The organism is Klebsiella sp. GG_Kp146, from assembly GCF_040061975.1.
GTDB lineage: Bacteria > Pseudomonadota > Gammaproteobacteria > Enterobacterales > Enterobacteriaceae > Klebsiella > Klebsiella quasipneumoniae.
On sequence record NZ_JBEAHA010000019.1, the window covers coordinates 23,513 to 44,853 of the forward strand.

At 61.3% G+C, this 21,341-nt stretch carries 21 protein-coding genes; 12 read left to right on the plus strand and 9 right to left on the minus strand.

Features of this window, described 5'->3' with window-relative positions:
- Nucleotides 1-3: 3 nt before the first annotated feature.
- The 4 genes from pxpA to ABLU95_RS19325 are packed head-to-tail and all read right to left on the minus strand — an operon-like array spanning nucleotide 4 to nucleotide 3,086.
- Nucleotides 4-756: a 5-oxoprolinase subunit PxpA gene (gene pxpA / locus ABLU95_RS19310; RefSeq protein WP_023288870.1), complete on the minus strand. Its 753-nt coding sequence runs from the start codon at nucleotides 754-756 to the stop codon at nucleotides 4-6.
- Entirely contained in the window at nucleotides 746-1,678 is a 933-nt protein-coding gene (gene pxpC / locus ABLU95_RS19315) for a 5-oxoprolinase subunit PxpC (protein ID WP_023288869.1), read from the minus strand. Before pxpC ends, pxpA begins: the two co-directional genes overlap by 11 nt.
- Nucleotides 1,672-2,328: a 5-oxoprolinase subunit PxpB gene (gene pxpB, locus ABLU95_RS19320; protein WP_044521671.1), complete on the minus strand. Its 657-nt coding sequence runs from the start codon at nucleotides 2,326-2,328 to the stop codon at nucleotides 1,672-1,674. The genes pxpC and pxpB overlap by 7 nt, the downstream gene beginning before the upstream one ends.
- A gap of 14 nt (nucleotides 2,329-2,342) precedes the next feature.
- Nucleotides 2,343-3,086: a type 2 GTP cyclohydrolase I gene (locus tag ABLU95_RS19325; protein WP_004885970.1), complete on the minus strand. Its 744-nt coding sequence runs from the start codon at nucleotides 3,084-3,086 to the stop codon at nucleotides 2,343-2,345.
- Nucleotides 3,087-3,353: 267 nt separating this feature from the next.
- Here ABLU95_RS19325 and ABLU95_RS19330 point away from each other — a divergent pair, with 267 nt between their 5' ends.
- Complete coding sequence (locus ABLU95_RS19330; protein ID WP_032455154.1) at nucleotides 3,354-4,832, plus strand: MFS transporter; 1,479 nt, start codon at nucleotides 3,354-3,356, stop codon at nucleotides 4,830-4,832.
- Here the strand turns inward: ABLU95_RS19330 and phrB are convergent.
- Together phrB and ABLU95_RS19340 are read right to left on the minus strand one after the other, a co-directional pair.
- Nucleotides 4,804-6,246, minus strand: a complete 1,443-nt coding sequence (phrB, locus tag ABLU95_RS19335; protein ID WP_065882493.1) for a deoxyribodipyrimidine photo-lyase — start codon at nucleotides 6,244-6,246, stop codon at nucleotides 4,804-4,806. The two genes, ABLU95_RS19330 and phrB, sit on opposite strands and share 29 nt — an antisense overlap.
- A gap of 182 nt (nucleotides 6,247-6,428) precedes the next feature.
- A complete protein-coding gene (locus ABLU95_RS19340) occupies nucleotides 6,429-6,638 on the minus strand; it encodes a DUF2517 family protein (protein WP_004142243.1) in 210 nt (69 codons plus the stop codon).
- A gap of 307 nt (nucleotides 6,639-6,945) precedes the next feature.
- Between ABLU95_RS19340 and kdpF the strand changes: the two genes are divergently transcribed.
- From kdpF to kdpE, 6 genes are read left to right on the plus strand one after another with little or no spacing between them, the layout of a single operon-like run.
- Nucleotides 6,946-7,035, plus strand: coding sequence for a K(+)-transporting ATPase subunit F (gene kdpF, locus ABLU95_RS19345; protein ID WP_020323459.1), 90 nt, complete (start codon nucleotides 6,946-6,948; stop codon nucleotides 7,033-7,035).
- Complete coding sequence (kdpA, locus tag ABLU95_RS19350) at nucleotides 7,035-8,714, plus strand: potassium-transporting ATPase subunit KdpA (protein WP_348880215.1); 1,680 nt, start codon at nucleotides 7,035-7,037, stop codon at nucleotides 8,712-8,714. Before kdpF ends, kdpA begins: the two co-directional genes overlap by 1 nt.
- A gap of 20 nt (nucleotides 8,715-8,734) precedes the next feature.
- Nucleotides 8,735-10,783 carry a potassium-transporting ATPase subunit KdpB gene (gene kdpB, locus ABLU95_RS19355; protein WP_348880217.1) on the plus strand — a complete coding sequence of 683 codons (2,049 nt, stop codon included), beginning with the start codon at nucleotides 8,735-8,737 and terminating at the stop codon, nucleotides 10,781-10,783.
- 10 nt (nucleotides 10,784-10,793) lie between these two features.
- Entirely contained in the window at nucleotides 10,794-11,369 is a 576-nt protein-coding gene (gene kdpC, locus ABLU95_RS19360) for a potassium-transporting ATPase subunit KdpC (RefSeq protein ID WP_023288862.1), read from the plus strand.
- Nucleotides 11,370-14,057, plus strand: coding sequence for a two-component system sensor histidine kinase KdpD (gene kdpD / locus ABLU95_RS19365; protein WP_032455149.1), 2,688 nt, complete (start codon nucleotides 11,370-11,372; stop codon nucleotides 14,055-14,057). It abuts the gene before it with no gap.
- Nucleotides 14,054-14,731: a two-component system response regulator KdpE gene (kdpE, locus tag ABLU95_RS19370; protein WP_049092570.1), complete on the plus strand. Its 678-nt coding sequence runs from the start codon at nucleotides 14,054-14,056 to the stop codon at nucleotides 14,729-14,731. Before kdpD ends, kdpE begins: the two co-directional genes overlap by 4 nt.
- On the opposite strand, the gene ABLU95_RS19375 is transcribed toward kdpE, so the two are convergent.
- From ABLU95_RS19375 to seqA, 3 genes are read right to left on the minus strand one after another with little or no spacing between them, the layout of a single operon-like run.
- A complete protein-coding gene (locus ABLU95_RS19375; RefSeq protein WP_243805581.1) occupies nucleotides 14,713-15,150 on the minus strand; it encodes an arginine:ornithine antiporter in 438 nt (145 codons plus the stop codon). The genes kdpE and ABLU95_RS19375 overlap by 19 nt on opposite strands.
- A 54-nt stretch (nucleotides 15,151-15,204) precedes the next feature.
- Entirely contained in the window at nucleotides 15,205-16,845 is a 1,641-nt protein-coding gene (gene pgm / locus ABLU95_RS19380; protein WP_023288859.1) for a phosphoglucomutase (alpha-D-glucose-1,6-bisphosphate-dependent), read from the minus strand.
- A gap of 32 nt (nucleotides 16,846-16,877) precedes the next feature.
- Entirely contained in the window at nucleotides 16,878-17,426 is a 549-nt protein-coding gene (seqA, locus tag ABLU95_RS19385; RefSeq protein WP_032428668.1) for a replication initiation negative regulator SeqA, read from the minus strand.
- 183 nt (nucleotides 17,427-17,609) lie between these two features.
- On the opposite strand from seqA, the gene ybfF reads away from it, so the two are divergent.
- From ybfF to tcuR, 5 genes are all read left to right on the plus strand, one after another.
- The gene (gene ybfF, locus ABLU95_RS19390) at nucleotides 17,610-18,383 is read left to right on the plus strand and encodes an esterase (RefSeq protein ID WP_023288857.1); all 774 of its coding nucleotides are present in this window, start codon (nucleotides 17,610-17,612) and stop codon (nucleotides 18,381-18,383) included.
- Nucleotides 18,384-18,516: 133 nt separating this feature from the next.
- Nucleotides 18,517-18,810 (plus strand): LexA regulated protein, encoded by a 294-nt coding sequence (ybfE, locus tag ABLU95_RS19395; RefSeq protein ID WP_002894767.1) that lies wholly within the window; start codon nucleotides 18,517-18,519, stop codon nucleotides 18,808-18,810.
- Between the two features lie 151 nt (nucleotides 18,811-18,961).
- Nucleotides 18,962-19,492 carry a flavodoxin FldA gene (gene fldA / locus ABLU95_RS19400; RefSeq protein WP_348880221.1) on the plus strand — a complete coding sequence of 177 codons (531 nt, stop codon included), beginning with the start codon at nucleotides 18,962-18,964 and terminating at the stop codon, nucleotides 19,490-19,492.
- 291 nt (nucleotides 19,493-19,783) lie between these two features.
- Complete coding sequence (gene fur, locus ABLU95_RS19405; RefSeq protein ID WP_004885952.1) at nucleotides 19,784-20,236, plus strand: ferric iron uptake transcriptional regulator; 453 nt, start codon at nucleotides 19,784-19,786, stop codon at nucleotides 20,234-20,236.
- 127 nt (nucleotides 20,237-20,363) lie between these two features.
- Complete coding sequence (gene tcuR / locus ABLU95_RS19410; protein ID WP_065804704.1) at nucleotides 20,364-21,290, plus strand: tricarballylate utilization LysR family transcriptional regulator TcuR; 927 nt, start codon at nucleotides 20,364-20,366, stop codon at nucleotides 21,288-21,290.
- Nucleotides 21,291-21,341: the final 51 nt, after the last annotated feature.

Sequence of the window (21,341 nt, forward strand, 5' to 3'; positions counted from 1 at the left end):
TTGTCATATCTCAGCCTCAGGCTGAGCGCTGACCAGAATATGGCGCCCGGCGAACGCCGCCCGCAAACGGCGGGCAAAATCGAGGGCATGCGGACCATCACCGTGCAGACATACCGTCTGCGCCACCACATTCGCCCATTCGCCGCTGACGCTGCGCACCCGGTGGTGTTGCACCATCTCGAGGGTTTGCGCCAGGGCCTGCTCTTCGCTGTCAATCAGCGCCCCGGGCTGGCTGCGCGGCACCAGGCTGCCGTCGGCCAGATAACCGCGATCGGCAAACACCTCCTGACGCGTCGTCAGACCATAGCGCTGTCCGGCGCGGATCAATTCGCTGCCCGCCAGACCCACCAGCACCAGCTGCGGGTTAACATCGCGGACCGCGCGGGCGATCGCGTCGGCCAGCGGCGGCGATTTGGCCGCCTGGTTGTAGAGCATGCCGTGCGGCTTCACGTGCTGCATCTCGCCGCCCTGCGCCTGAACGATCGCCGCCAGAGCGCCAATCTGATACAGCGTCTGGGCATAGACCGTTTCCGGCGGCAGATCCATCGCCGTGCGGCCAAAATTTTCCCGGTCGGGATATCCCGGATGGGCGCCCACCGCCACGCCGTACTTCAGCGCCTCGCGCACGCTCTGCACCATCAGCCCGGCGTCGCCGGCGTGAAAACCACAGGCGATATTCGCCGATGACACCAGCTGGAGCAGCGCGCTATCGTTCGCCCCGCCTTCCCCGAGATCGGCATTAAGATCAATCATCATCGTGGAGTCTCCAGGCCAGTTGTTCAAGATAACGCTGGCGATCGGCCCGCGCCTTCAGCGCCTCCTCCAGCGAGCAGGCCACGAAATGGATCGGCTGCCCCAGCGGGATCTGCGCCAGCTGGTACATATCGGCATCGATAATGCAGGCGATCCGCGGATAGCCGCCGGTGGTTTGCGCGTCGTTCATCAGCACAATGGGCTGACCGTTGTGCGGCACCTGCACCACGCCCGGCAGCAGGCCGTGCGACAGCATTTCACGATCGGTGGTGCGTTTCAGCGGCTGCCCCTGCAGGCGGTACCCCATGCGGTTACTCTGCGGACTGAGCTTCCAGGGGGCGCGCCAGAATGACGCCTGCGAGGCCTCGTCAAATTCATGGTACTCCGGCCCGGGCAGCGCACGAATGCGGTTGCCCAGCGGCAGCTGCTTGACGCCGCGCGGGGTGGTGAAGCGGCGGGCGGCTTTCCCGAGCTTCAGCTTGTCGCCATCCTGCAGGCGGCGTCCTTCCAGACCGCCAATCCCCGCCTTGAGATCCGTGCAGCGCGAGCCAAGGACCTCGGGGACCGCAATCCCGCCCGCCACCGCCAGATAGCTACGGATGCCATGCTGCGGCGTTTTCAGCACCAGCCGCTGCCCGGCCCGGTAGGCGGTGCGCCAGCCCACCCAGACCGCTTTACCGTCCAGCGTCGCTTCGCAGGCGGCGCCGGTCAGCGCAAACCAGCCGCTGCGGGCAAATTCGATCTCCACCTGGCCGAGGGTAATCTCCAGCCCGGCGGCATTCGCCTCGTTGCCAACCAGCAGATTGGCAATCACCAGCGAGGGATAATCCAGGGCGCCGCAGCGGCTGATGCCAGACTGGCGCAGGCCTTCTCGTCCACCGTCCTGTACCGAGGTGTACAGGCCGGCGCGGATCAAGGTCAACATACCCCCTCCTTTTGCGGCACAAAGCGAATTTTATCGCCCACGCGCAGTAGCGCAGGCTCCTTCCGCGCCGGGTCGAACAGCGTCAGCGCGGTCCGCCCCAGCAGCTGCCAGCCGCCGGGCGTCGCCAGCGGATAGATACCGGTTTGCGCGCCGCCGATACCCACCGATCCGGCCGGAACGAGCACGCGCGGTTCGGCGCGACGCGGTGTCGCCAGCGCCGCAGGCAGCCCGCCCAGGTAGGGAAATCCCGGCTGAAAACCAATAAACCAGACCAGATATTCCACCGAGGCGTGCAGCTCCACGACCTGTTTTTCACTCAGGCCGCTGTGCTGCGCCACTACCCCGAGGTCCGGTCCGGCCTCGCCGCCGTAGACGACCGGAACAGACAGCGAGCGCGACTCTGGCTCGATCGCGAGGCTCTCCTCCCACCAGCGCTGCAGACGGTCTATCGCCTCCCACGCCACCTCCTGCGGGCGGCGGAGCACCACAGTGATATTGTTCATGCCGGGAATGGCGTCAATCACCTCTTCATGGTTCGCCAGACGCTGGGCTAATCCCCAGATCCGTTGCTGGCTTTCAAGGGTAACCGGCGGCTCCAGCTCCAGCACGACAGCCGTTTCTCCTAACAGATAACAACGCGCTCGCTGCACTTTTCTCTCTCCCGTCAGGCAGGGTTAGGAATATCAATAAAGGTGACATCCAGGTCGGTGGTTTCCGTCAGCCATTCGCTGAGGGCGCGAATGCCGCCCCGCTCGGTGGCGTGGTGGCCGGCGGCATAAAAATGCAGGCCCTGCTCGCGGGCAGAGTGGATGGTTTGTTCCGACACCTCGCCGGTGATAAACGCGTCCACGCCAAAGCGCGCCGCGGCGTCGATAAAGCTCTGGCCGCCCCCGGTACACCAGGCGACGCGGCTGACGGTGTCCGGCCCGGTATCGCCGCACCACAGCGGCTTGCGTCCCAGCCGCGCTTCAATCCACGAGGCCAGCTCGAGGCCGGACACCGGCATCGACAGTTCGCCCCAGGGCACCAGCGGTTCGATTTCGCCCAGCACGTTAATCCCCAGCAGATGCGCCAGCTGCGCGTTATTGCCCAGCTCGGGATGGGCATCCAGCGGCAGGTGCCAGCCGTAGAGATTGATATCGTTGGCCAGCAGGGTTTTCAGGCGCCGGCGCTTCATGCCGCGGATCACTGGCGATTCGTTTTTCCAGAAATAGCCGTGATGGACGATTACCGCATCCGCCTGCAGGCGGACGGCCTCATCCAGCAGCGCCTGGCTGGCCGTGACTCCGGTGACGATCTTGTGCACCGTGTCGCGCCCTTCCACCTGCAGACCGTTAGGGGCGAAGTCACTGATGGCTGCGCTATTGAGCTTGTCGTTTATCAGTTGTTCCAGTTCGCTATTTTTCATCGCCACTCCAGCAGATAATCAGGGTATACAAAGGCATAACATAACCAGATCCATTCGGGTCGTCGATAGTCCGCCTCCGACACTGACGATGACTTTTTACCGAATAGCCCAATTTGTCTATTCATCCCGCCGCGCATTCGTGTATATTTATGCACTAATAAAGCATATTAAATAATCAGAAAGCCCCTCAAGCCATGAATATGACTAATTAAACGCTATTCATGCAGAACGATCGACTTTCGCTTTACGCCAGGAAACACACTTCTCATGAAGACAACATCATCGCAACCGCGGGCGATTTACTACGTCGTGGCGCTGCAAATCTGGGAATACTTTAGCTTCTACGGCATGCGCGCCCTGCTGATCCTCTATCTCACCAATCAGCTTAAATATGACGATAACCACGCTTACGCCCTGTTCAGCGCCTACTGTTCGCTGGTCTATGTGACGCCGATCCTCGGCGGCTATCTGGCCGATAAGCTGTTAGGCAACCGGATGGCGGTCATGCTCGGCGCGCTGCTGATGGCCATTGGCCATCTGGTGCTCGGGGCCAGCGAAACCGCCCCGGTCTTCCTCTACCTGTCGCTGGCGATCATCGTCTGCGGCTACGGGTTGTTTAAATCCAACGTCAGCTGTCTGCTGGGCGAGCTGTACGAACCCGCCGATCCGCGTCGCGATGGCGGTTTCTCGCTGATGTATGCCGCGGGCAATATCGGCTCGATCATCGCGCCGATCGCCTGCGGCTACGTCCAGGAGGAGTATAGCTGGGCGATGGGCTTTGCCCTGGCGGCCATCGGCATGGTGGCGGGACTGGTGATTTTCCTCTGCGGCAACCGCCACTTCCAGCATACCGCCGGCGTGAACCGCCAGGCGCTGTGCGCCCGTCGCTTCCTGCTGCCGAACTGGGGCTGGCTGCTGGTGCTGCTGGTCACTGCTCCGCTGCTGATTGCCGTGCTGTTCTGGCAGGAGTGGTCGGTATATGCCCTGATCGTGGCCACGGCCATTGGCCTCGCGGTGCTGGCGCGGATCTACCTGCGCGCCGAGACCGATAAACAGCGCAAGGATCTGCGCCTGATCGTCGTCCTGACCGCTTTCAGCCTGCTGTTCTGGGCCTTCGCCCAACAGGGCGGCAGCTCCATCAGCCTGTATATTGACCGCTTCGTTAACCGCCATATCATGAGCTACGAAGTCCCTACCGCTATGTTCCAGTCGATCAATGCCTTCGCGGTGATGCTCTGCGGCATGGTGCTGGCGTGGCTGGTGAAAGAGAGCGTCGGCGGTAATCGCACCGTGCGCATCTGGGGAAAATTTGCCCTCGGTCTGGGCCTGATGAGCGCCGGGTTCTGCATCCTAACCCTCAGCGCCCGCTGGTCGGCGGCCTATGGTCAGTCGTCCATGCCGCTGATGGTGCTGGGGCTGGCGGTGATGGGTTTTGCCGAACTGTTTATCGACCCGGTCGCGATGTCGCAAATCACCCGCATTGAGATCCCGGGGGTCACCGGGGTGTTGACCGGCATCTATATGCTGCTCTCCGGGGCCATCGCCAACTATCTGGCCGGCGTTATCGCCGACCAGACCTCGCAGGCGTCATTCGACGCCGCCGGGGCGGTGAACTACTCCATTGACGCCTACATCAACGTCTTCAGCCAGATCACCTGGGGCGCGCTGGCCTGCGTCGGCGTGGTGCTGGTCATCTGGCTGTATCACTCGCTGAAGGTCAGGACCCGCCGTCTGGCGGTGGAGTAATCCCCTTTCTGGCGGCCTCCCAGGCCGCCAGCGTCTCCTGCCGCGCCTGCTTGTGATCGACTATCGGGCGCGGATAATCCAGCGTAATCCCCTGTTTATCCGCCCACGCCCACGGCTGATGCAGCGCCTTCTCCGGCACCTTTGCCAGCTCCGGCAGCCAGCGACGCATAAACACCCCCTGCTTATCAAACTTCTCGCCCTGGGTGGTGGGATTAAATATGCGGAAATAGGGCGCGGCGTCGGTGCCCGTCGAAGCCGCCCACTGCCAGCCGCCGTTGTTCGCCGCCAGGTCGCCATCAATCAGCTGGCTCATGAAATAGCGCTCCCCTGCCCGCCAGTCGAGGCGCAGATCTTTAGTCAGGAAGCTGGCGACGATCATGCGCAACCGGTTATGCATCCAGCCGGTGGCGTTAAGCTGGCGCATGGCGGCATCGACAATCGGAAAGCCGGTCTCCCCGCGCTGCCAGGCCTGCAGGGCGCCATCCTCTTCGCGCCAGGCGACCTTATCGGTCCAGGCGACAAACGGCCGTCCTTTACAGAGTTTCGGATAGTAGACCATCAGATGGCGGTAAAACTCGCGCCAAATCAGCTCATTAAGCCAGGTGGCGCCTGCCCCGCCGTCCAGCGCGGCGGGGTGTTCCGTCAGCAGCCGATGCAGGCACTGGCGCGGCGACAGCACCCCGGTGGCCAGGCAGGGCGACAGGCGACTGGTCCCTTCCACGGCCGGGAAGTCGCGCTGCCCCTCATAATCCGCCGCCGGTTGCTGACAAAACGCGCGCAGCCGCGCCAGCGCCGTTTTTTCATCTGCGGCAAACAGCAGCCCATCGAACGGCGTTTGCGGATAGTTGAGCTCCGGCGGCGGCGGCGCCTGGCGGGCGGGTGCCTCGCGCGGCTTTGGCGCGGCCACGCACGCCGGCAGCCCTTCCCGTAGCCGGCGAATAAACGCATTCTTAAACGGAGTGAAGACTTTATACATTTCGCCGCCGCCGGTCAGTACGCTGCCGGGCGGCAACAGGACGCTGTCGTCAAATCCCTGGCAAATCACTTCGCTCAAGGTGTTCTCAACGGCGGCATCGCGCTGGCGTTCATTGAATTCGTACTGATAGTTGTAGAACAGGTGACTGACCTGGTGCTGCTGGCAAAAATGGGCCAGTCGCTCGACGCTGGCGCTAAAATCGTCCGCCTCTTCTACCCACAACGGTATGCCACGCTCCGCCAGCGCGGCGTGCAGACTGTGCAAATGGCTGGCGATAAAAGCGGCCTGCCGCGGCGCCATATGATGCTCGCGCCACTGCCCCGGGGTGGCAATATAGAGCGCCAGCACCTGCGCCTGCGGATCGCGGCAGGCGGCGGCCAGCGCCAGGTTATCGTGAATGCGTAAATCCGTGCGTAACCAGACCAGATGGGTGGCCATATCACTCCTCATTATCCGTCAGCAAAACTCATCTCATGATCTAAGCCGGAAAAAATAGCGCGCTCCGGCAAAATAAGCACCTGCCAATTCCGCTGCGGCGCTTGCAACGAGTGTAGACAAGCGACGAAAAAAAACCGCCGGGGGCAACCGGCGGTTATTGGCTTTCATTGCAGCAGGGCGAATCAGTAGAAGTCGTGAGCAGCTTTTTCCGCCTGCGCCATCCACACCGGCTGCTCGCTGGTTTTCGACCACACCCGGTGCAGCCAGCTGTAATAGCGGGCGCGATCTTTCCAGAACAGCATCACCGGCAGCGCCGCGACGCCAGCCACGACGGCGAAAGCCCGACGCAGCAAAATAATATGAGCAGGATAAGCTTTGTACAACGCCATCATTTCTCTCCCCTTTGTCAGGCCGGCAAGTCGCGCCGGTAAAAAATTACCATGTTTGTTTGAGCAAAATAGTACCGCGTTGGTTGTAATTTTACTACTCATCCGACCACTAAAAAGCACGTATTTATACTTAATTTACATTCATCCCGTAAATTAGTTACGAAAAAGTTAAATTAATACTAACCATCAGTTAAATTGTGCCTTTGCCATTTTTATACTTTTTTTACACCGCGCCCGCGGATTTTTGCGAAATCTTTGCGCCGTAATTTCTATTCTCCTGGTAAATCAAAAACACACCCGGAGGTGGATTGTGACTGCAGGCGTACTCACTGGCGTTGGGCTGGTGTTCCTGTTACTGGCTTATCTGGTTTATGCCTTGATACATGCGGAGGCATTCTGATGGCGGCCCAGGGATTTTTATTATTAGCCAGCTACCTGCTGGTATTGCTGGCGCTGGCGCGCCCGCTGGGGATGTGTCTGGCGAGAATGGTGAACGACATCCCGCTTCCCGGCCTGGCCGGCGTCGAGCGCGTTCTGTGGCGCGTGGCCGGGATCCGCGCCGAAGAGATGGGCTGGCTGCAGTATTTGCTGGCGATCCTGCTGTTTAACGCCCTCGGCGGCCTGGCGCTGTTTGCCCTGCTGATGCTCCAGGGCGTGCTGCCCTTTAACCCGCAGCACCTGCCGGGGCTGCCGTGGGATCTGGCGCTCAACACCGCGGTCAGCTTTGTCAGTAATACCAACTGGCAGGCTTACGCCGGCGAAAGCACCATGAGCTATCTCAGCCAGATGGTGGGGCTGACGGTGCAGAATTTCCTCTCCGCCGCCACCGGCATCGCCGTGGTCTTCGCCCTGACCCGCGCCTTCGCCCGACAGAAAATGTCCACCCTCGGCAATGCCTGGGTCGACCTGACGCGCATTACCCTGTGGCTGCTGCTGCCGCTCTCTCTGCTGGTGGCCCTGTTCTTTATTCAGCAAGGCGTGCCGCAGAACCTGCAGGCTTACCAGCCCTTTACCACCCTCGAAGGGGCGCACCAGCTGCTGCCGATGGGGCCTGTCGCCTCACAGGAAGCGATTAAGCTGCTGGGCACCAACGGCGGCGGTTTCTTTAACGCTAACTCCGCCCATCCGTTTGAAAACCCGACGGCGCTGACCAATCTCGTGCAGATGCTGGCCATCTTCCTGATCCCGGCGGCGCTGTGCTTCGCCTTCGGCGAGGTGGTGAGCGATCGCCGCCAGGGGCGCGCTATCCTGTGGGCGATGACGCTGATCTTTATCCTCTGCGTCGCCGTGGTGATGTGGGCGGAAACCCGCGGTAACCCGCACCTGCTGACGCTGGGCGCCGACAGCAGCCTGAATATGGAAGGTAAAGAGAGCCGCTTTGGTGTTCTCGCCAGCAGTCTGTTCGCGGTGATCACCACCGCCGCCTCCTGCGGCGCGGTCAACGCCATGCATGACTCCTTCACCGCGCTGGGCGGCATGATGCCGATGTGGCTGATGCAGATTGGCGAAGTGGTGTTCGGCGGCGTCGGCTCGGGCCTGTACGGCATGCTGCTGTTCGTTATGCTGGCGGTGTTTATCGCCGGGCTGATGGTCGGCCGCACCCCGGAGTACCTCGGGAAGAAAATCGATGTCCGGGAAATGAAAATGATCGCCCTGGCCATTCTGGTCACCCCGACGCTGGTGCTGCTCGGCACGGCGCTGGCGATGATGACCGAGGCCGGCCGCGCCGGGATGTTCAACCCCGGACCACACGGCTTTAGCGAAGTGCTGTACGCCGTCACCTCGGCGGCCAATAACAACGGCAGCGCCTTCGCCGGCCTGGGCGCGGCGACGCCCTTCTGGAACCTGCTGCTGGCGTTCTGCATGCTGGCTGGACGCTTCGCCGTCATCATTCCGGTGATGGCTATCGCCGGCTCGCTGGTGACGAAGAAAATTCAACCGGCCAGCCCCGGTACCCTGGCCACCCACGACGCCCTGTTTATCGGTCTGCTGATCGGCACCGTGCTGCTGGTGGGCGCCCTGACCTTTATTCCTGCGCTGGCGCTTGGCCCGCTGGCCGAACACTTTTCCTTACTTTGAGCGATGCGGAGCCCCCTGTTATGAGTCGCAAACAATTAGCCCTGCTGGAGCCGACGCTGGTGCGCCAGGCGCTGCTGGATGCCGTGAAAAAACTCAGCCCGATAGTGCAGTGGCGCAATCCGGTGATGTTTATCGTCTGGGTGGGCAGCCTGTTAACCACCCTGCTGGCCATCGCCATGGCTGGCGGCGCCCTGACCGGCAGCGCCACGTTTACCGCCGCCATCAGTATCTGGTTATGGTTTACCGTGCTATTCGCCAACTTTGCCGAAGCGATGGCGGAAGGCCGCAGCAAAGCCCAGGCCAATAGCCTGAAAGGGGTGAAAAAAACGGCCTTCGCCCGTAAGCTGCGCGCCCCGCAGCATGACGCGACGGTCGACCATGTGCCGGCGGAAGACCTGCGCAAAGGCGACGTGGTGCTGGTGGAAGCCGGGGATATTATCCCCTGCGATGGCGAAGTCATCGAAGGCGGCGCCTCGGTGGACGAAAGCGCCATTACCGGCGAGTCCGCGCCGGTGATCCGCGAATCCGGCGGCGATTTCGCCTCGGTGACCGGCGGGACGCGCATCCTCTCCGACTGGCTGGTGATCCGCTGCAGCGTCAACCCGGGAGAAACCTTCCTCGACCGGATGATCGCCATGGTGGAAGGCGCCCAGCGCCGTAAAACGCCGAACGAAATCGCCCTGACGATCCTGCTGATCGCCCTGACGCTGGTGTTCCTGCTGGCCACCGCCACCATCTGGCCATTCTCGGCCTGGAGCGGCAATGCGGTGAGCGTCACCGTGCTGGTCGCTCTGCTGGTGTGCCTGATCCCGACCACCATCGGCGGTCTGCTGTCGGCGATCGGCGTCGCCGGGATGAGCCGTATGCTGGGCGCCAACGTGATCGCCACCAGCGGCCGCGCGGTGGAGGCCGCAGGCGATGTCGATGTCCTGCTGCTGGATAAAACCGGGACCATTACGCTCGGCAACCGCCAGGCCTCCGCTTTCCTGCCGGCGCGCGGTGTGGAAGAGCGAACCCTCGCCGACGCCGCCCAGCTCTCCTCGCTGGCGGACGAAACCCCTGAGGGACGCAGCATCGTGGTGCTGGCGAAGCAGCGCTTCAACCTGCGCGAACGCGATCTGCAGTCGCTGCACGCCACCTTTGTCCCCTTTACCGCGCAAACGCGGATGAGCGGCATCAATATCGATCAGCGCATGATCCGTAAAGGCTCGGTGGACGCGATTCGCCGTCACGTGGAGGCCAACGGCGGCCACTTCCCTGCCGATGTCGAGAAGCAGGTGGAAGAGGTCGCCCGCCAGGGGGCCACGCCGCTGGTGGTTGCCGAAGGTGAAAAGGTGCTGGGGATTATTTCGCTCAAAGATATCGTCAAAGGCGGCATCAAAGAGCGTTTCGCCCAGCTGCGCAAAATGGGCATTAAAACGGTGATGATCACCGGCGATAACCGCCTCACCGCCGCGGCGATCGCCGCCGAGGCCGGCGTCGACGATTTCCTCGCCGAAGCGACGCCGGAAGCCAAGCTGGCGCTGATCCGCCAGTATCAGTCGGAAGGTCGGCTGGTGGCGATGACCGGCGACGGCACCAACGACGCGCCCGCGCTGGCCCAGGCCGACGTGGCGGTGGCCATGAACTCAGGCACCCAGGCGGCGAAAGAGGCGGGCAACATGGTCGACCTGGATTCCAACCCCACCAAACTGATTGAGGTGGTCCATATCGGCAAACAGATGCTGATGACGCGCGGCTCGCTGACCACCTTCAGTATTGCCAACGACGTGGCGAAATATTTCGCCATTATTCCGGCGGCGTTTGCCGCGGTCTATCCCCAGCTGGCGATGCTGAACGTGATGGGCCTGCATTCGCCATCGTCGGCGATCCTCAGCGCCGTTATCTTCAACGCGCTGATCATCGTCTTCCTGATCCCGTTGGCCCTGAAAGGGGTGAGCTATCGCCCGCTCTCCGCCTCGGCGATGCTGCGCCGCAACCTGTGGATCTACGGCCTCGGCGGTCTGCTGGTGCCTTTTATCGGTATTAAAGCCATTGACCTGCTGCTGACCCTGAGCGGTCTGGTGTGAGGAACAAACTATGTCATTGATTCGTCCAGCACTTGTGCTATTTATTCTGTTAACCCTGCTCACCGGCGGCGTTTATCCTCTGCTGACCACCAGCCTGGGACAGTGGTGGTTTAACTCACAGGCCAATGGCTCGCTGATCCGCCTGAACGGCGAGGTGCGCGGCTCGGCGCTGATTGGCCAGAACTTTACCGCCGCAGGCTATTTCCAGGGCCGCCCGTCAGCCACCGCGGAGACAGCGGATAACCCGATGGCCTCTGGCGGCAGCAACCTCGCCGCCAGCAACCCGGCGCTGGATAAGGCGGTGAGCGAGCGGGTGCAGGCCCTGCGCGCCGCGAACCCGGATGCCGACCCGCGGGTGCCAGTCGAACTGGTCACCACTTCGGCGAGCGGTCTCGATAACAACCTGACCCCGGCCGCCGCACTGTGGCAGGCGCCCCGGGTGGCCAAAGCGCGCCAGCTGAGCGTCGACCAGGTGACCGCGCTGGTTAACCAGGCCACACAAACGCCGCTGCTGAGCTTCCTTGGCCAGCCGGTGGTCAATATACTGCAACTCAATATGGCGCTGGATGCCCTGAAGGATAAGTAAATGAGTGACGAGCCGCTGCGTCCGGACCCTGACCGCCTGCTGCAGCACACCGCCGCCCCGCATCGCGGCAAACTGAAAGTCTTCTTCGGCGCCTGCGCCGGGGTGGGGAAAACCTGGGCGATGCTGGCGGAAGCGCAGCGGCTGCGGGCCCAGGGGCTGGATATTCTGATTGGCGTGGCGGAGACCCACGGCCGGAAAGAGACCGCCGCGATGCTGCAGGGCCTGAGCACCCTGCCGCCGCGGCGGCTCGCTCACCGCGGGCGCTACGTGTATGAGTTCGACCTCGACGCCGCCCTTGCCCGCCGCCCGGCGCTGATTCTGGTGGATGAACTGGCGCACAGTAATGCCCCCGGCTCCCGCCATCCGAAGCGCTGGCAGGATGTGGACGAACTGCTGGAGGCCGGGATTGACGTCTTCACCACGGTTAACGTTCAGCATCTGGAAAGCCTGAACGACGTCGTCAGCGGGATCACCGGCGTGCAGGTGCGGGAGACCGTCCCCGATCCCTTTTTTGACGCCGCGGACGACGTGGTGCTGGTGGACCTCCCCCCTGACGATCTGCGCCAGCGGCTCAATGAGGGCAAAGTCTACATCGGCGGCCAGGCCGAGCGCGCTATCGAGAACTTTTTCCGCAAAGGGAACCTGATTGCGCTGCGCGAACTGGCTCTGCGCCGTACCGCCGATCGCGTCGATGAGCAGATGCGCGCCTGGCGCGACCGCCAGGGCCAGGAGAAAGTCTGGCACACCCGCGACGCCATTCTGCTCTGTATCGGGCACAACACCGGTAGCGAAAAGCTGGTGCGTACCGCCGCCCGCCTCGCCGCCCGTCTGGGCAGCGTCTGGCATGCGGTATATGTCGAAACGCCTTCCCTGCACCGCCTGCCGGAATCCCGGCGGCGGGCCATCCTCGCCGCGCTGCGTCTGGCCCAGGAGCTGGGCGCCGAAACCGCCACCCTCTCCGACCCGTCTGAAGAGAAAGCGGTCCTCCATTACGCTCGCGAACATAACCTCGGAAAAATTGTCATCGGCCGCCAGAGCAAACGCCGCTGGTGGGATCGCAGCGGCTTCGCCGACCGTCTGGCTCGTCACGCGCCGGACCTCGATCTGGTGGTTATCGCCCTGGATGAAAAGCCCTTCCCCCTTCCGGCGCGCGCCAGCGACACTCGTCCGGCGCTGGAGAAATGGCGGCTGCAGCTGCAGGGCTGCGCGTTGGCGGTGGCCCTGTGCGCCATCATTACCCTGGTGGCCATGCAGTGGCTGATGGCCTTCGAAGCCGCCAACCTGGTCATGCTCTATCTGCTGGGGGTGGTGATCATCGCCCTGCTCTATGGCCGCTGGCCGTCGGTGCTGGCGACGGTAATCAACGTTATCAGCTTCGATCTCTTTTTTGTCGCCCCGCGCGGCACGCTGGCGGTGTCAGATGTCCAGTATCTGCTCACCTTCGGCGTGATGCTCACCGTTGGCCTGCTTATCGGTAACCTCACCGCCGGCGTGCGCTACCAGGCGCGGGTGGCGCGCTATCGCGAGCGGCGTACCCGCCACCTGTATGAAATGTCCAAAGCGCTGGCAGTGGGTCGTAGCCAGCAGGATATCGCCACCACCAGCGAGCGGTTTATCGCCTCCACCTTTCAGGCTCGCAGCCAGCTGCTGCTCCCGGACGCCCAGGGGAAACTGCTGCCCTTAACCCACCAGCCCGGGCTGACGCCGTGGGATGACGCCATCGCCCGCTGGAGCTTTGATAAGGGGCAACCCGCCGGCGCCGGCACCGATACCCTGCCCGGCGTGCCGTATCAGATCCTGCCCCTGAAGAGCGCCGCCCGCACCTGGGGACTGCTGGTGGTGGAGCCGGCGAATCTGCGCCAGCTGATGATCCCGGAGCAGCAGCGGCTGCTGGAGACCTTCACCCTGCTGGTGGCCAGCGCCCTGGAGCGTCTCACCCTGACCGCCAGCGAAGAGCAGGCCCGGCTGACCAGCGAGCGCGAAAGCCTGCGTAACTCGCTGCTCGCCGCCCTGTCCCACGATCTGCGTACCCCGCTCACCGTGCTGTTTGGCCAGGCGGAAATCCTGACCCTCGATCTGGCCAGCGAGGGCTCGAAGCATGCCCCGCAGGCCAATGAAATCCGCCAGCATGTGCTCAATACCACCCGGCTGGTGAACAACCTGCTGGATATGGCGCGGATCCAGTCCGGCGGCTTTAATCTGCACAAGGAGTGGCTGACGCTGGAGGAAGTGGTCGGCAGCGCGCTGCGTATGCTCGAGCCGAGCCTCGGCGGCCAGCACGTTCAACTGGATTTACCCGACCCGCTGCAGCTGGTGCATGTCGACGGGCCGCTGTTCGAGCGGGTGCTGATCAATCTGCTGGAGAATGCCCATAAGTATGCCGGCGCCCGGGCGGACATCGGTATTCGCGCCGAAGCGGACGCCCGGCAGCTGTCGCTGGAGGTATGGGATAATGGTCCGGGGATCCCGGCGGGCCAGGAACAGGCTATCTTTGATAAATTCGCCCGCGGCAACAAAGAGTCGGCGATCCCCGGCGTCGGGCTGGGCCTTGCCATCTGTCAGGCCATCGTCGACGTCCACGGCGGGACCATCTCCGCCAGCAACCGGCCGGAAGGCGGCGCCTCATTCCGTGTTACACTGCCGGGAGAAACGCCCCCTGAACTGGAAGAGCTATCTGAGGAATTGTGATTAACGTTCTGATTATCGAAGACGAACACGCTATCCGTCGCTTTCTGCGCACCGCGCTGGAAGCCGACGGCATGCGCATATTTGAAGCGGAAACCCTGCAGCGCGGGCTGATCGAAGCCGCCACCCGTAAGCCCGACCTCGCGATCCTCGATCTCGGCCTGCCGGATGGCGACGGCATTGATTTTATTCGCGACCTGCGCCAGTGGAGTCAGATGCCGATTATCGTCCTGTCAGCGCGTAGCGAAGAGCACGACAAAATTGCCGCCCTGGATGCCGGCGCCGATGACTACTTAAGTAAACCCTTTGGCATCGGCGAGCTGCAGGCCCGCCTGCGCGTCGCACTGCGTCGTCACGGCGCGGCGCAGGCCGACGAGCCGGTGGTGCGCTTCGCCGACCTGGAGGTCAATATCCCCGCCCGCCGCATCCTGCGCGGCAGCGAAGAGATCCACCTGACGCCCATCGAGTTTCGCCTGCTGGCGGCGCTATTGAATAATCCCGGCAAAGTGCTTACCCAGCGCCAGCTGCTGAACCAGGTGTGGGGCCCTAACGCCGTGGAGCACAGCCATTATCTGCGGATCTATATGGGTCACCTGCGGCAAAAGCTGGAGGCCGATCCGGCGCGCCCGCAGCATCTGCTGACCGAAACCGGGATTGGCTATCGCTTTATGCCCTGAGCCCCGCCTCTGCAGTACCAGAGGCTGGCGATTTTCAGCCCTTCAGAGAGCAGCATGAAGCCAGCCAGGATCGCGAAATGCCGGACGCCGGCGGCCTGAATCAGCCACAGACCCAAAGAAAGCGAAGGCTGCATAAACACCAGCCTGAGCGGCGTCTGCCCCCAGGCCAGCCACAGCCCATAGCGGCTCTGACGGAATAAGAGGATCATCGACAGCGGGATGCTGATAATCAGCAGCACATTCAGCGGATAGAGCCAGACTGCCGCAGCGCCCCAGTCGTGCAGCAGCTGGAGATAAGCCAGCAGGTCGTCGTAAAAAGGGAGTCGGCGGTGGGCAATATTCCACCATAAGAATTGCAGGACGAAAAAGAGATCCATCCACGCCCAGAACAAAAACAGGGACTTCCGTTGTATTTTCATCGCTATCCTTGCGAAAAAAATCAGGCCCGCGAGGGGCCTGATGGTCGTGCGCCTTTAGGCGTTCTTCAGCACTTCACTGACAATCTCTACCGCTTCTTTTTCGATCAGTTTGCGATGTTCTTCGCCGAGGAAGCTTTCACAGTAGATCTTGTAGGCGTCTTCGGTGCCTGACGGACGCGCCGCGAACCAGCCGTTGTCGGTCATCACTTTCAGGCCGCCAATCGCCGCCCCGTTGCCCGGCGCTGCGGTCAGACGGGCGGTGATCGGATCCCCCGCCAGGGTGTCAGCGCTGACCATTTCCGGCGACAGCTTAGACAGCGCCGCTTTCTGCGCGGAGGTCGCGGAAGCCTGCAGACGGTTGTAGCTCGGCGCGCCAAAGCGCTCCGCCAGCTCGTTATAGTGCTCCTGCGGGTTTTTCCCGGTCACTGCGGTGATTTCCGCCGCCAGCAGGCACATGATAATACCGTCTTTATCGGTGGACCACGGCGTGCCGTCGAAGCGCAGGAAGGAGGCCCCGGCGCTCTCTTCGCCGCCGAAACCGAAGCTGCCGTCGAACAGGCCGTCGACGAACCACTTAAAGCCCACCGGCACTTCCACCAGCTTGCGGCCCAGATCGTTCACCACGCGGTCAATCATCGCCGAGGAGACCAGGGTTTTACCGACCGCCACCTCTTTGCCCCACTGCGGACGATGCTGGAACAGGTAGTTAATCGCCACCGCCAGATAGTGGTTCGGGTTCATCAGCCCGGCTGGGGTGACAATCCCGTGACGGTCGTAATCCGGGTCGTTGGCAAACGCCAGATCGAACTTATCGCGCAGCGCCAGCAGGCCCGCCATCGCACATTCCGAGGAGCAGTCCATGCGGATGGCGCCGTCTTTATCGAGGTGCATAAAGCGGAAGGTCTGGTCTACCTGGTCGTTCACAATGGTCAGATTGAGCTTGTAGTGCTCGCCAATGCGTTTCCAGTATTCGATACCGGAACCGCCCAGCGGATCGACGCCCAGCGTCAGGCCCGCTTTCTGGATCGCCGCCATGTCGACGATATCCGCCAGGCCTTCAATAAACGGCTGCACCAGATCCTGCTCTTTGACGTGGCCGGAAGCCAGCGCCGCGTCCAGAGGAAGGCGTTTCACGCCCTGCAGGCCAGCGGCCAGCAGTTCGTTGGCGCGGTTTTCCACCACTTTGGTGACGTTGGTATCAGCCGGACCGCCGTTTGGCGGGTTGTACTTGATACCGCCATCTTCCGGCGGATTGTGTGACGGGGTGATCACAATGCCGTCCGCCAGCGGACCGCCTTTTTTGTTATGCACCAGAATCGCGTTGGAGACCGCCGGCGTCGGGGTGAAGCCATTGTTTTCCTGCACGATAACGTCAACGCCGTTGGCGGTTAACACTTCCAGCACCGAAATAAACGCCGGCTCGGACAGGGCGTGGGTATCTTTACCGACATAGCACGGACCGGTGATCCCGTTCTTCGCACGATCTTCCGCAATCGCCTGGGCGATGGCCAGGATATGCGGTTCGTTGAAGTTGTGACGCGCCGCGCTGCCGCGATGGCCGGAGGTGCCGAATTTGACCGCATGCTCCGCATTACCGACTTCAGGCTTCAGCACGTAGTACTGAGCAGTCAGTTGGGCGACGTTAATCAAATCACTCTGTTGCGCAGGCTGCCCCGCACGTTTATCGATTGCCATTGCCTGATCCTTCTGGTGCAAATGTTAAAAAGCTAGATCGTGCCGCAAACCTTTTCAATCAGCTCCGCAGGGAACTGCATCGACTGCATGATGTGCTCAATCATGCTGCATTTACGGCCGGTATTGGTATTGGTGATCACCCACCACGGTGTACCAGGAACCTGTTTCGGTTTGGTCTGATTACCGCTTTTCAGCAGCGTACGCGCATCTTCCGCGAAGTAGACGCGCGTGCGGCCATGCAGAGACTCGGTCGCCTCGGCAAATGCTTTACTGTCCAGGGAGTAGAGGGTGGTCAACACCAGCATAAAACGGTTCACCGCGCGCTTCTGCTCGGCGTATTCATCAGATAACAGCATCTCGCGCATGGCGCGGACTTTATCTTTCGCCGGGTTAGCGGGTTTCACCTCAACGGCAGGCGCGGGCGCCAGCGCCGGCGCGGCTTTGCTGACCTGTGTAGCCGGTTGGGAAACGGCGGAAAATTTCAGCATGCGCCGTAAAATGTCGGATGCGCTCTCGCCGATATGCAGAGTGTGGCTGGCAATATAGCGATAGAGTTCATCATCAACTTCAATTGTTTTCATCTTAATCCAGTGCGATATCTTTTCTGAATACAAATCGTTGGGATTATAAGTACAAATCCCAACCGCGGATAGCGTCAAACCAGGATGGCGGTAAAACTCAGAAAACTTCTGGGTCTTGCAGCCGGATGGCAGAATGTCCAACATAATACCCTAACCCGACGGAGCGAAAAAAAGAACTTTGCCATGAAATTAAATAGCCGAGCGCAATCTGCACAGAATCCGCACAACCACTCCCCGATCGTGCTGGTCCACGGTCTGTTTGGCAGCCTGGACAACCTGGGCATCCTCGCCCGCGACCTGGTCGCCGACCACGATATTCTGCAGGTCGATATGCGCAACCACGGTTTGTCGCCGCGGTCGCCAGAGATGACCTACCCCGCGATGGCGCAGGATCTGCTCGATACGCTCGACGCGCACCAGATTGAGCGCGCCACCTTTATCGGCCATTCGATGGGCGGCAAAGCGGTGATGGCGCTGACCGCCCTGGCGCCGGAGCGCATCAACGGTCTGGTGGCGATCGATATCGCCCCGGTGGATTATCATGTTCGCCGCCATGATGAGATCTTCGCCGCTATCCGCGCCGTCAGCGAATCCGCCGCCAGCACCCGCCAGCAGGCGGCGCAGGTGATGCGCGAACATCTGCAGGAAGAGGGGGTGATTCAGTTCCTGCTGAAATCTTTCGTCGATGGCGACTGGCGCTTCAACGTCCCGGTGCTGTGGGACCAGTACCCGCATATCGTCGGCTGGGAAACCATCCCGGCCTGGCCGCACCCGACGCAGTTTATTCCCGGCGGCAACTCACCCTACGTGACCGACGCCTACCGCGACGCGCTGCTGGCCCAGTTCCCGCAGGCCCGGGCCCACGTCATCGCCGGCGCCGGACACTGGGTCCATGCCGAGAAACCCGAAGCGGTGTTGCGCGCGATCCGCCGCTATCTCACGAGCATTGGCGCCTGATTGGCTAAAATATGCCCGACCGCGCCGCAGAATGCCCGCGGTCGTTGGCGCAGCCGTTCGCCTGATGTATGATGGCGCGCTATCTGCGCCGGCTAGAGCCCGGCAGCTTGTTTCCCCGAAGTCACTCAGAATCATGGCAAAAGAACAAACGGACCGTACGACATTAGATTTGTTCGCAAACGAGCGTCGCCCGGGAAGACCAAAAACCAATCCGCTGTCGCGCGATGAACAACTGCGCATCAACAAACGTAATCAGCTGAAACGCGATAAAGTGCGCGGGCTGAAGCGCGTGGAGCTAAAGCTCAACGCCGACGCGGTCGATGCGCTTAACGAACTGGCGGAAGCGCGTAATATGAGCCGCAGCGATCTCATCGAAGAGATGCTGATGACGCAATTAACCGCCCTGCGCAGCCAGGGAAAAGTCTAACTTTCCGCGAAAAATCCGCATTCATGTAGCAGAGTGTGCAGTCGGGCGTGATTGCTGTTTCCGCGTCCTTGCCTGTTCTGCTATGATTGCCGTTATCTGTGGGCATCGCGTCCCTACCACATCATTTAAGTTTCAAGAGGTTATTTTACTCATGGCAATCATCGGCATCTTTTTTGGCAGCGACACCGGCAACACCGAAAATATTGCAAAAATGATTCAAAAGCAGCTTGGTAAAGATGTTGCTGATGTTCACGACATTGCCAAAAGCAGCAAAGAAGATCTGGAAGCCCACGACATCCTGCTGCTCGGCATCCCGACCTGGTACTACGGTGAAGCCCAGTGTGACTGGGACGACTTCTTCCCGACGCTGGAAGAGATCGACTTTAACGACAAGCTGGTGGCGCTGTTCGGCTGCGGCGACCAGGAAGACTACGCAGAGTACTTCTGCGATGCGCTGGGCACCATCCGCGACATCATTGAGCCGCGCGGCGCGACCATCGTTGGCCACTGGCCGACTGCCGGCTATCACTTCGAGGCCTCCAAAGGCCTGGCGGATGACGACCACTTCGTCGGCCTCGCCATTGATGAAGACCGTCAGCCGGAACTGACCAACGAGCGCGTTGAGAAGTGGGTGAAGCAGGTGGCTGAAGAGCTGCACCTCGAAGAAATCAAAAACGCCTGATAATTAAGCGGCGCAATCATTGAGTTGCGTCGTATTAATAGACAAAAGCAATCAAACTAATAGCTACAAGTTTTTAACTTTTAATCACATATCTGTACAATGTCCTCTGATTCTACGAGGCACGTGACGCAGTTTGTAGCTGGTGCCTCGTTTTTGACAGCAAACCAGGCCCGATGCTTGCAGTTTTCATTTACCAGTGGCAGTTCTATAATGAGACGCATTACGTCGGGTTAATTTCTGTATGACTTCCGTTGAAGGAAGTAGATCGTTTAGCAACAGGACAGATTCCGCATGACTGACAACAATACCGCATTAAAGAAGGCTGGCCTGAAAGTCACACTTCCTCGACTGAAAATCCTTGAAGTGCTGCAGGAACCGGATAACCATCATGTCAGTGCGGAAGACTTATATAAACGCCTGATCGACATGGGCGAAGAGATTGGTCTGGCGACCGTTTACCGCGTCCTCAACCAGTTTGATGACGCCGGTATCGTGACTCGTCATAATTTTGAAGGCGGTAAATCCGTTTTCGAACTGACCCAGCAGCATCACCACGATCACCTGATCTGCCTCGACTGCGGCAAAGTGATCGAATTCAGTGATGACTCTATCGAAGCGCGCCAGCGTGAAATCGCTTCCCGTCACGGCATCCGCCTGACCAACCACAGTCTGTATCTGTACGGTCACTGTGCGGAAGGTGATTGCCGCGAGGACGAACACGCCCACGACGCGGTGGAAAAGTAATTCCCTGCTTCGCCTGCTTTGAAAAGCCAACCAGCCGGTTGGCTTTTTTATGGGCGCTTCTGCCGCGCTTCCCGCTCACGTCCCGGCGGCGACCCTCGCGAGTCCCCGCTTTGTCCGGAGAGTTGATATGGAACTTCGCCAGCTACGCTATTTTACGCGCATTGTTGAAACCGGCAGCATGGGCCGCGCCGCGCTCGATCTGAATATCGGCGTCTCGGCGCTCAGCCAGCAGATCGCGCGTCTGGAAAATGAGCTGGCCATTCGCCTCCTGCAGCGAACCTCTCGCGGCGTGACGCCCACCAGCGCTGGCCTCGCTTTCTACTCACAGGCGCAGCTGGCGCTGCGTCATGCCGATGATGCCATCCTCGCCGCCCGCGAGGCGCGGCTGTCGGGCCACGTCAGCGTCGGTATGGCCCCCAGCACCGCCTCCGTTCTTGGCGTGCCGTTCATCAACGCGATGCGCGAGAGCTACCCCGACGTTCGCCTGCACCTGGTGGAAAGCCTCTCCGGGAATCTGGAGCGGATGATCAACACCCGCCAGCTGGATTTAGCCATCGTCTTCCAGCAGGAGAAGATCCTGCGCTGGAGCGCCAGACCGGTGCTCGAAGAGCGCCTGTTTCTGATCGGCACCCATGCGCTGTTGGCCTCGCTGCCGGATGACCCTGTTTCCCCTGACCAGCTCACCACCCTGCCGCTGATTATGCCAAGCCAGGGCCACGGCCTGCGCGGCAGGCTGGAGGCGGTTTGCCAGCAGCACAGCCTCAGCGTTGAGGTGGTGGCGGACATTGACGGTCTGGCCCTGCTGATGCAGGCCGTGCGCAGCGGACTGGGCGCCACTCTGCAGCCCGGGGCCGCTATTTCCCATCTCGACCATCAGGCGCTGAGGGTGATCGGCATCGCTAATCCGGTCCTCAGCCGCCCCAACTTTCTGGTCAGCCTGTCGGATGATGAGCTCACCCCGGCAGGCCTTGCGGCACGGGTCATACTAAGCAAAGTCATGCGCCAGCTGGTGGAGTCCGATCGCTGGCCAGGCGCCACCCTTTACGTTAACTAAACCCCTCTTTAGCGTTACGCCATAGCGCCCCGTCGCCGTTACCGCCTACAT

Coding starts and splice junctions, on each gene's coding strand:
- ybfE (WP_002894767.1), top strand. CDS start 18,517: ATGGCAAAAGAACAAACGGACCGTACGACATTAGATTTGTTCGCAAAC.
- ABLU95_RS19325 (WP_004885970.1), bottom strand. CDS start 3,086: ATGAAAAATAGCGAACTGGAACAACTGATAAACGACAAGCTCAATAGC.
- tcuR (WP_065804704.1), top strand. CDS start 20,364: ATGGAACTTCGCCAGCTACGCTATTTTACGCGCATTGTTGAAACCGGC.
- pxpA (WP_023288870.1), bottom strand. CDS start 756: ATGATGATTGATCTTAATGCCGATCTCGGGGAAGGCGGGGCGAACGAT.
- ybfF (WP_023288857.1), top strand. CDS start 17,610: ATGAAATTAAATAGCCGAGCGCAATCTGCACAGAATCCGCACAACCAC.
- pgm (WP_023288859.1), bottom strand. CDS start 16,845: ATGGCAATCGATAAACGTGCGGGGCAGCCTGCGCAACAGAGTGATTTG.
- seqA (WP_032428668.1), bottom strand. CDS start 17,426: ATGAAAACAATTGAAGTTGATGATGAACTCTATCGCTATATTGCCAGC.
- phrB (WP_065882493.1), bottom strand. CDS start 6,246: ATGGCCACCCATCTGGTCTGGTTACGCACGGATTTACGCATTCACGAT.
- kdpD (WP_032455149.1), top strand. CDS start 11,370: ATGAGTGACGAGCCGCTGCGTCCGGACCCTGACCGCCTGCTGCAGCAC.
- fldA (WP_348880221.1), top strand. CDS start 18,962: ATGGCAATCATCGGCATCTTTTTTGGCAGCGACACCGGCAACACCGAA.
- kdpB (WP_348880217.1), top strand. CDS start 8,735: ATGAGTCGCAAACAATTAGCCCTGCTGGAGCCGACGCTGGTGCGCCAG.
- ABLU95_RS19340 (WP_004142243.1), bottom strand. CDS start 6,638: ATGATGGCGTTGTACAAAGCTTATCCTGCTCATATTATTTTGCTGCGT.
- fur (WP_004885952.1), top strand. CDS start 19,784: ATGACTGACAACAATACCGCATTAAAGAAGGCTGGCCTGAAAGTCACA.
- pxpC (WP_023288869.1), bottom strand. CDS start 1,678: ATGTTGACCTTGATCCGCGCCGGCCTGTACACCTCGGTACAGGACGGT.
- kdpA (WP_348880215.1), top strand. CDS start 7,035: ATGGCGGCCCAGGGATTTTTATTATTAGCCAGCTACCTGCTGGTATTG.
- kdpC (WP_023288862.1), top strand. CDS start 10,794: ATGTCATTGATTCGTCCAGCACTTGTGCTATTTATTCTGTTAACCCTG.
- ABLU95_RS19330 (WP_032455154.1), top strand. CDS start 3,354: ATGAAGACAACATCATCGCAACCGCGGGCGATTTACTACGTCGTGGCG.
- ABLU95_RS19375 (WP_243805581.1), bottom strand. CDS start 15,150: ATGAAAATACAACGGAAGTCCCTGTTTTTGTTCTGGGCGTGGATGGAT.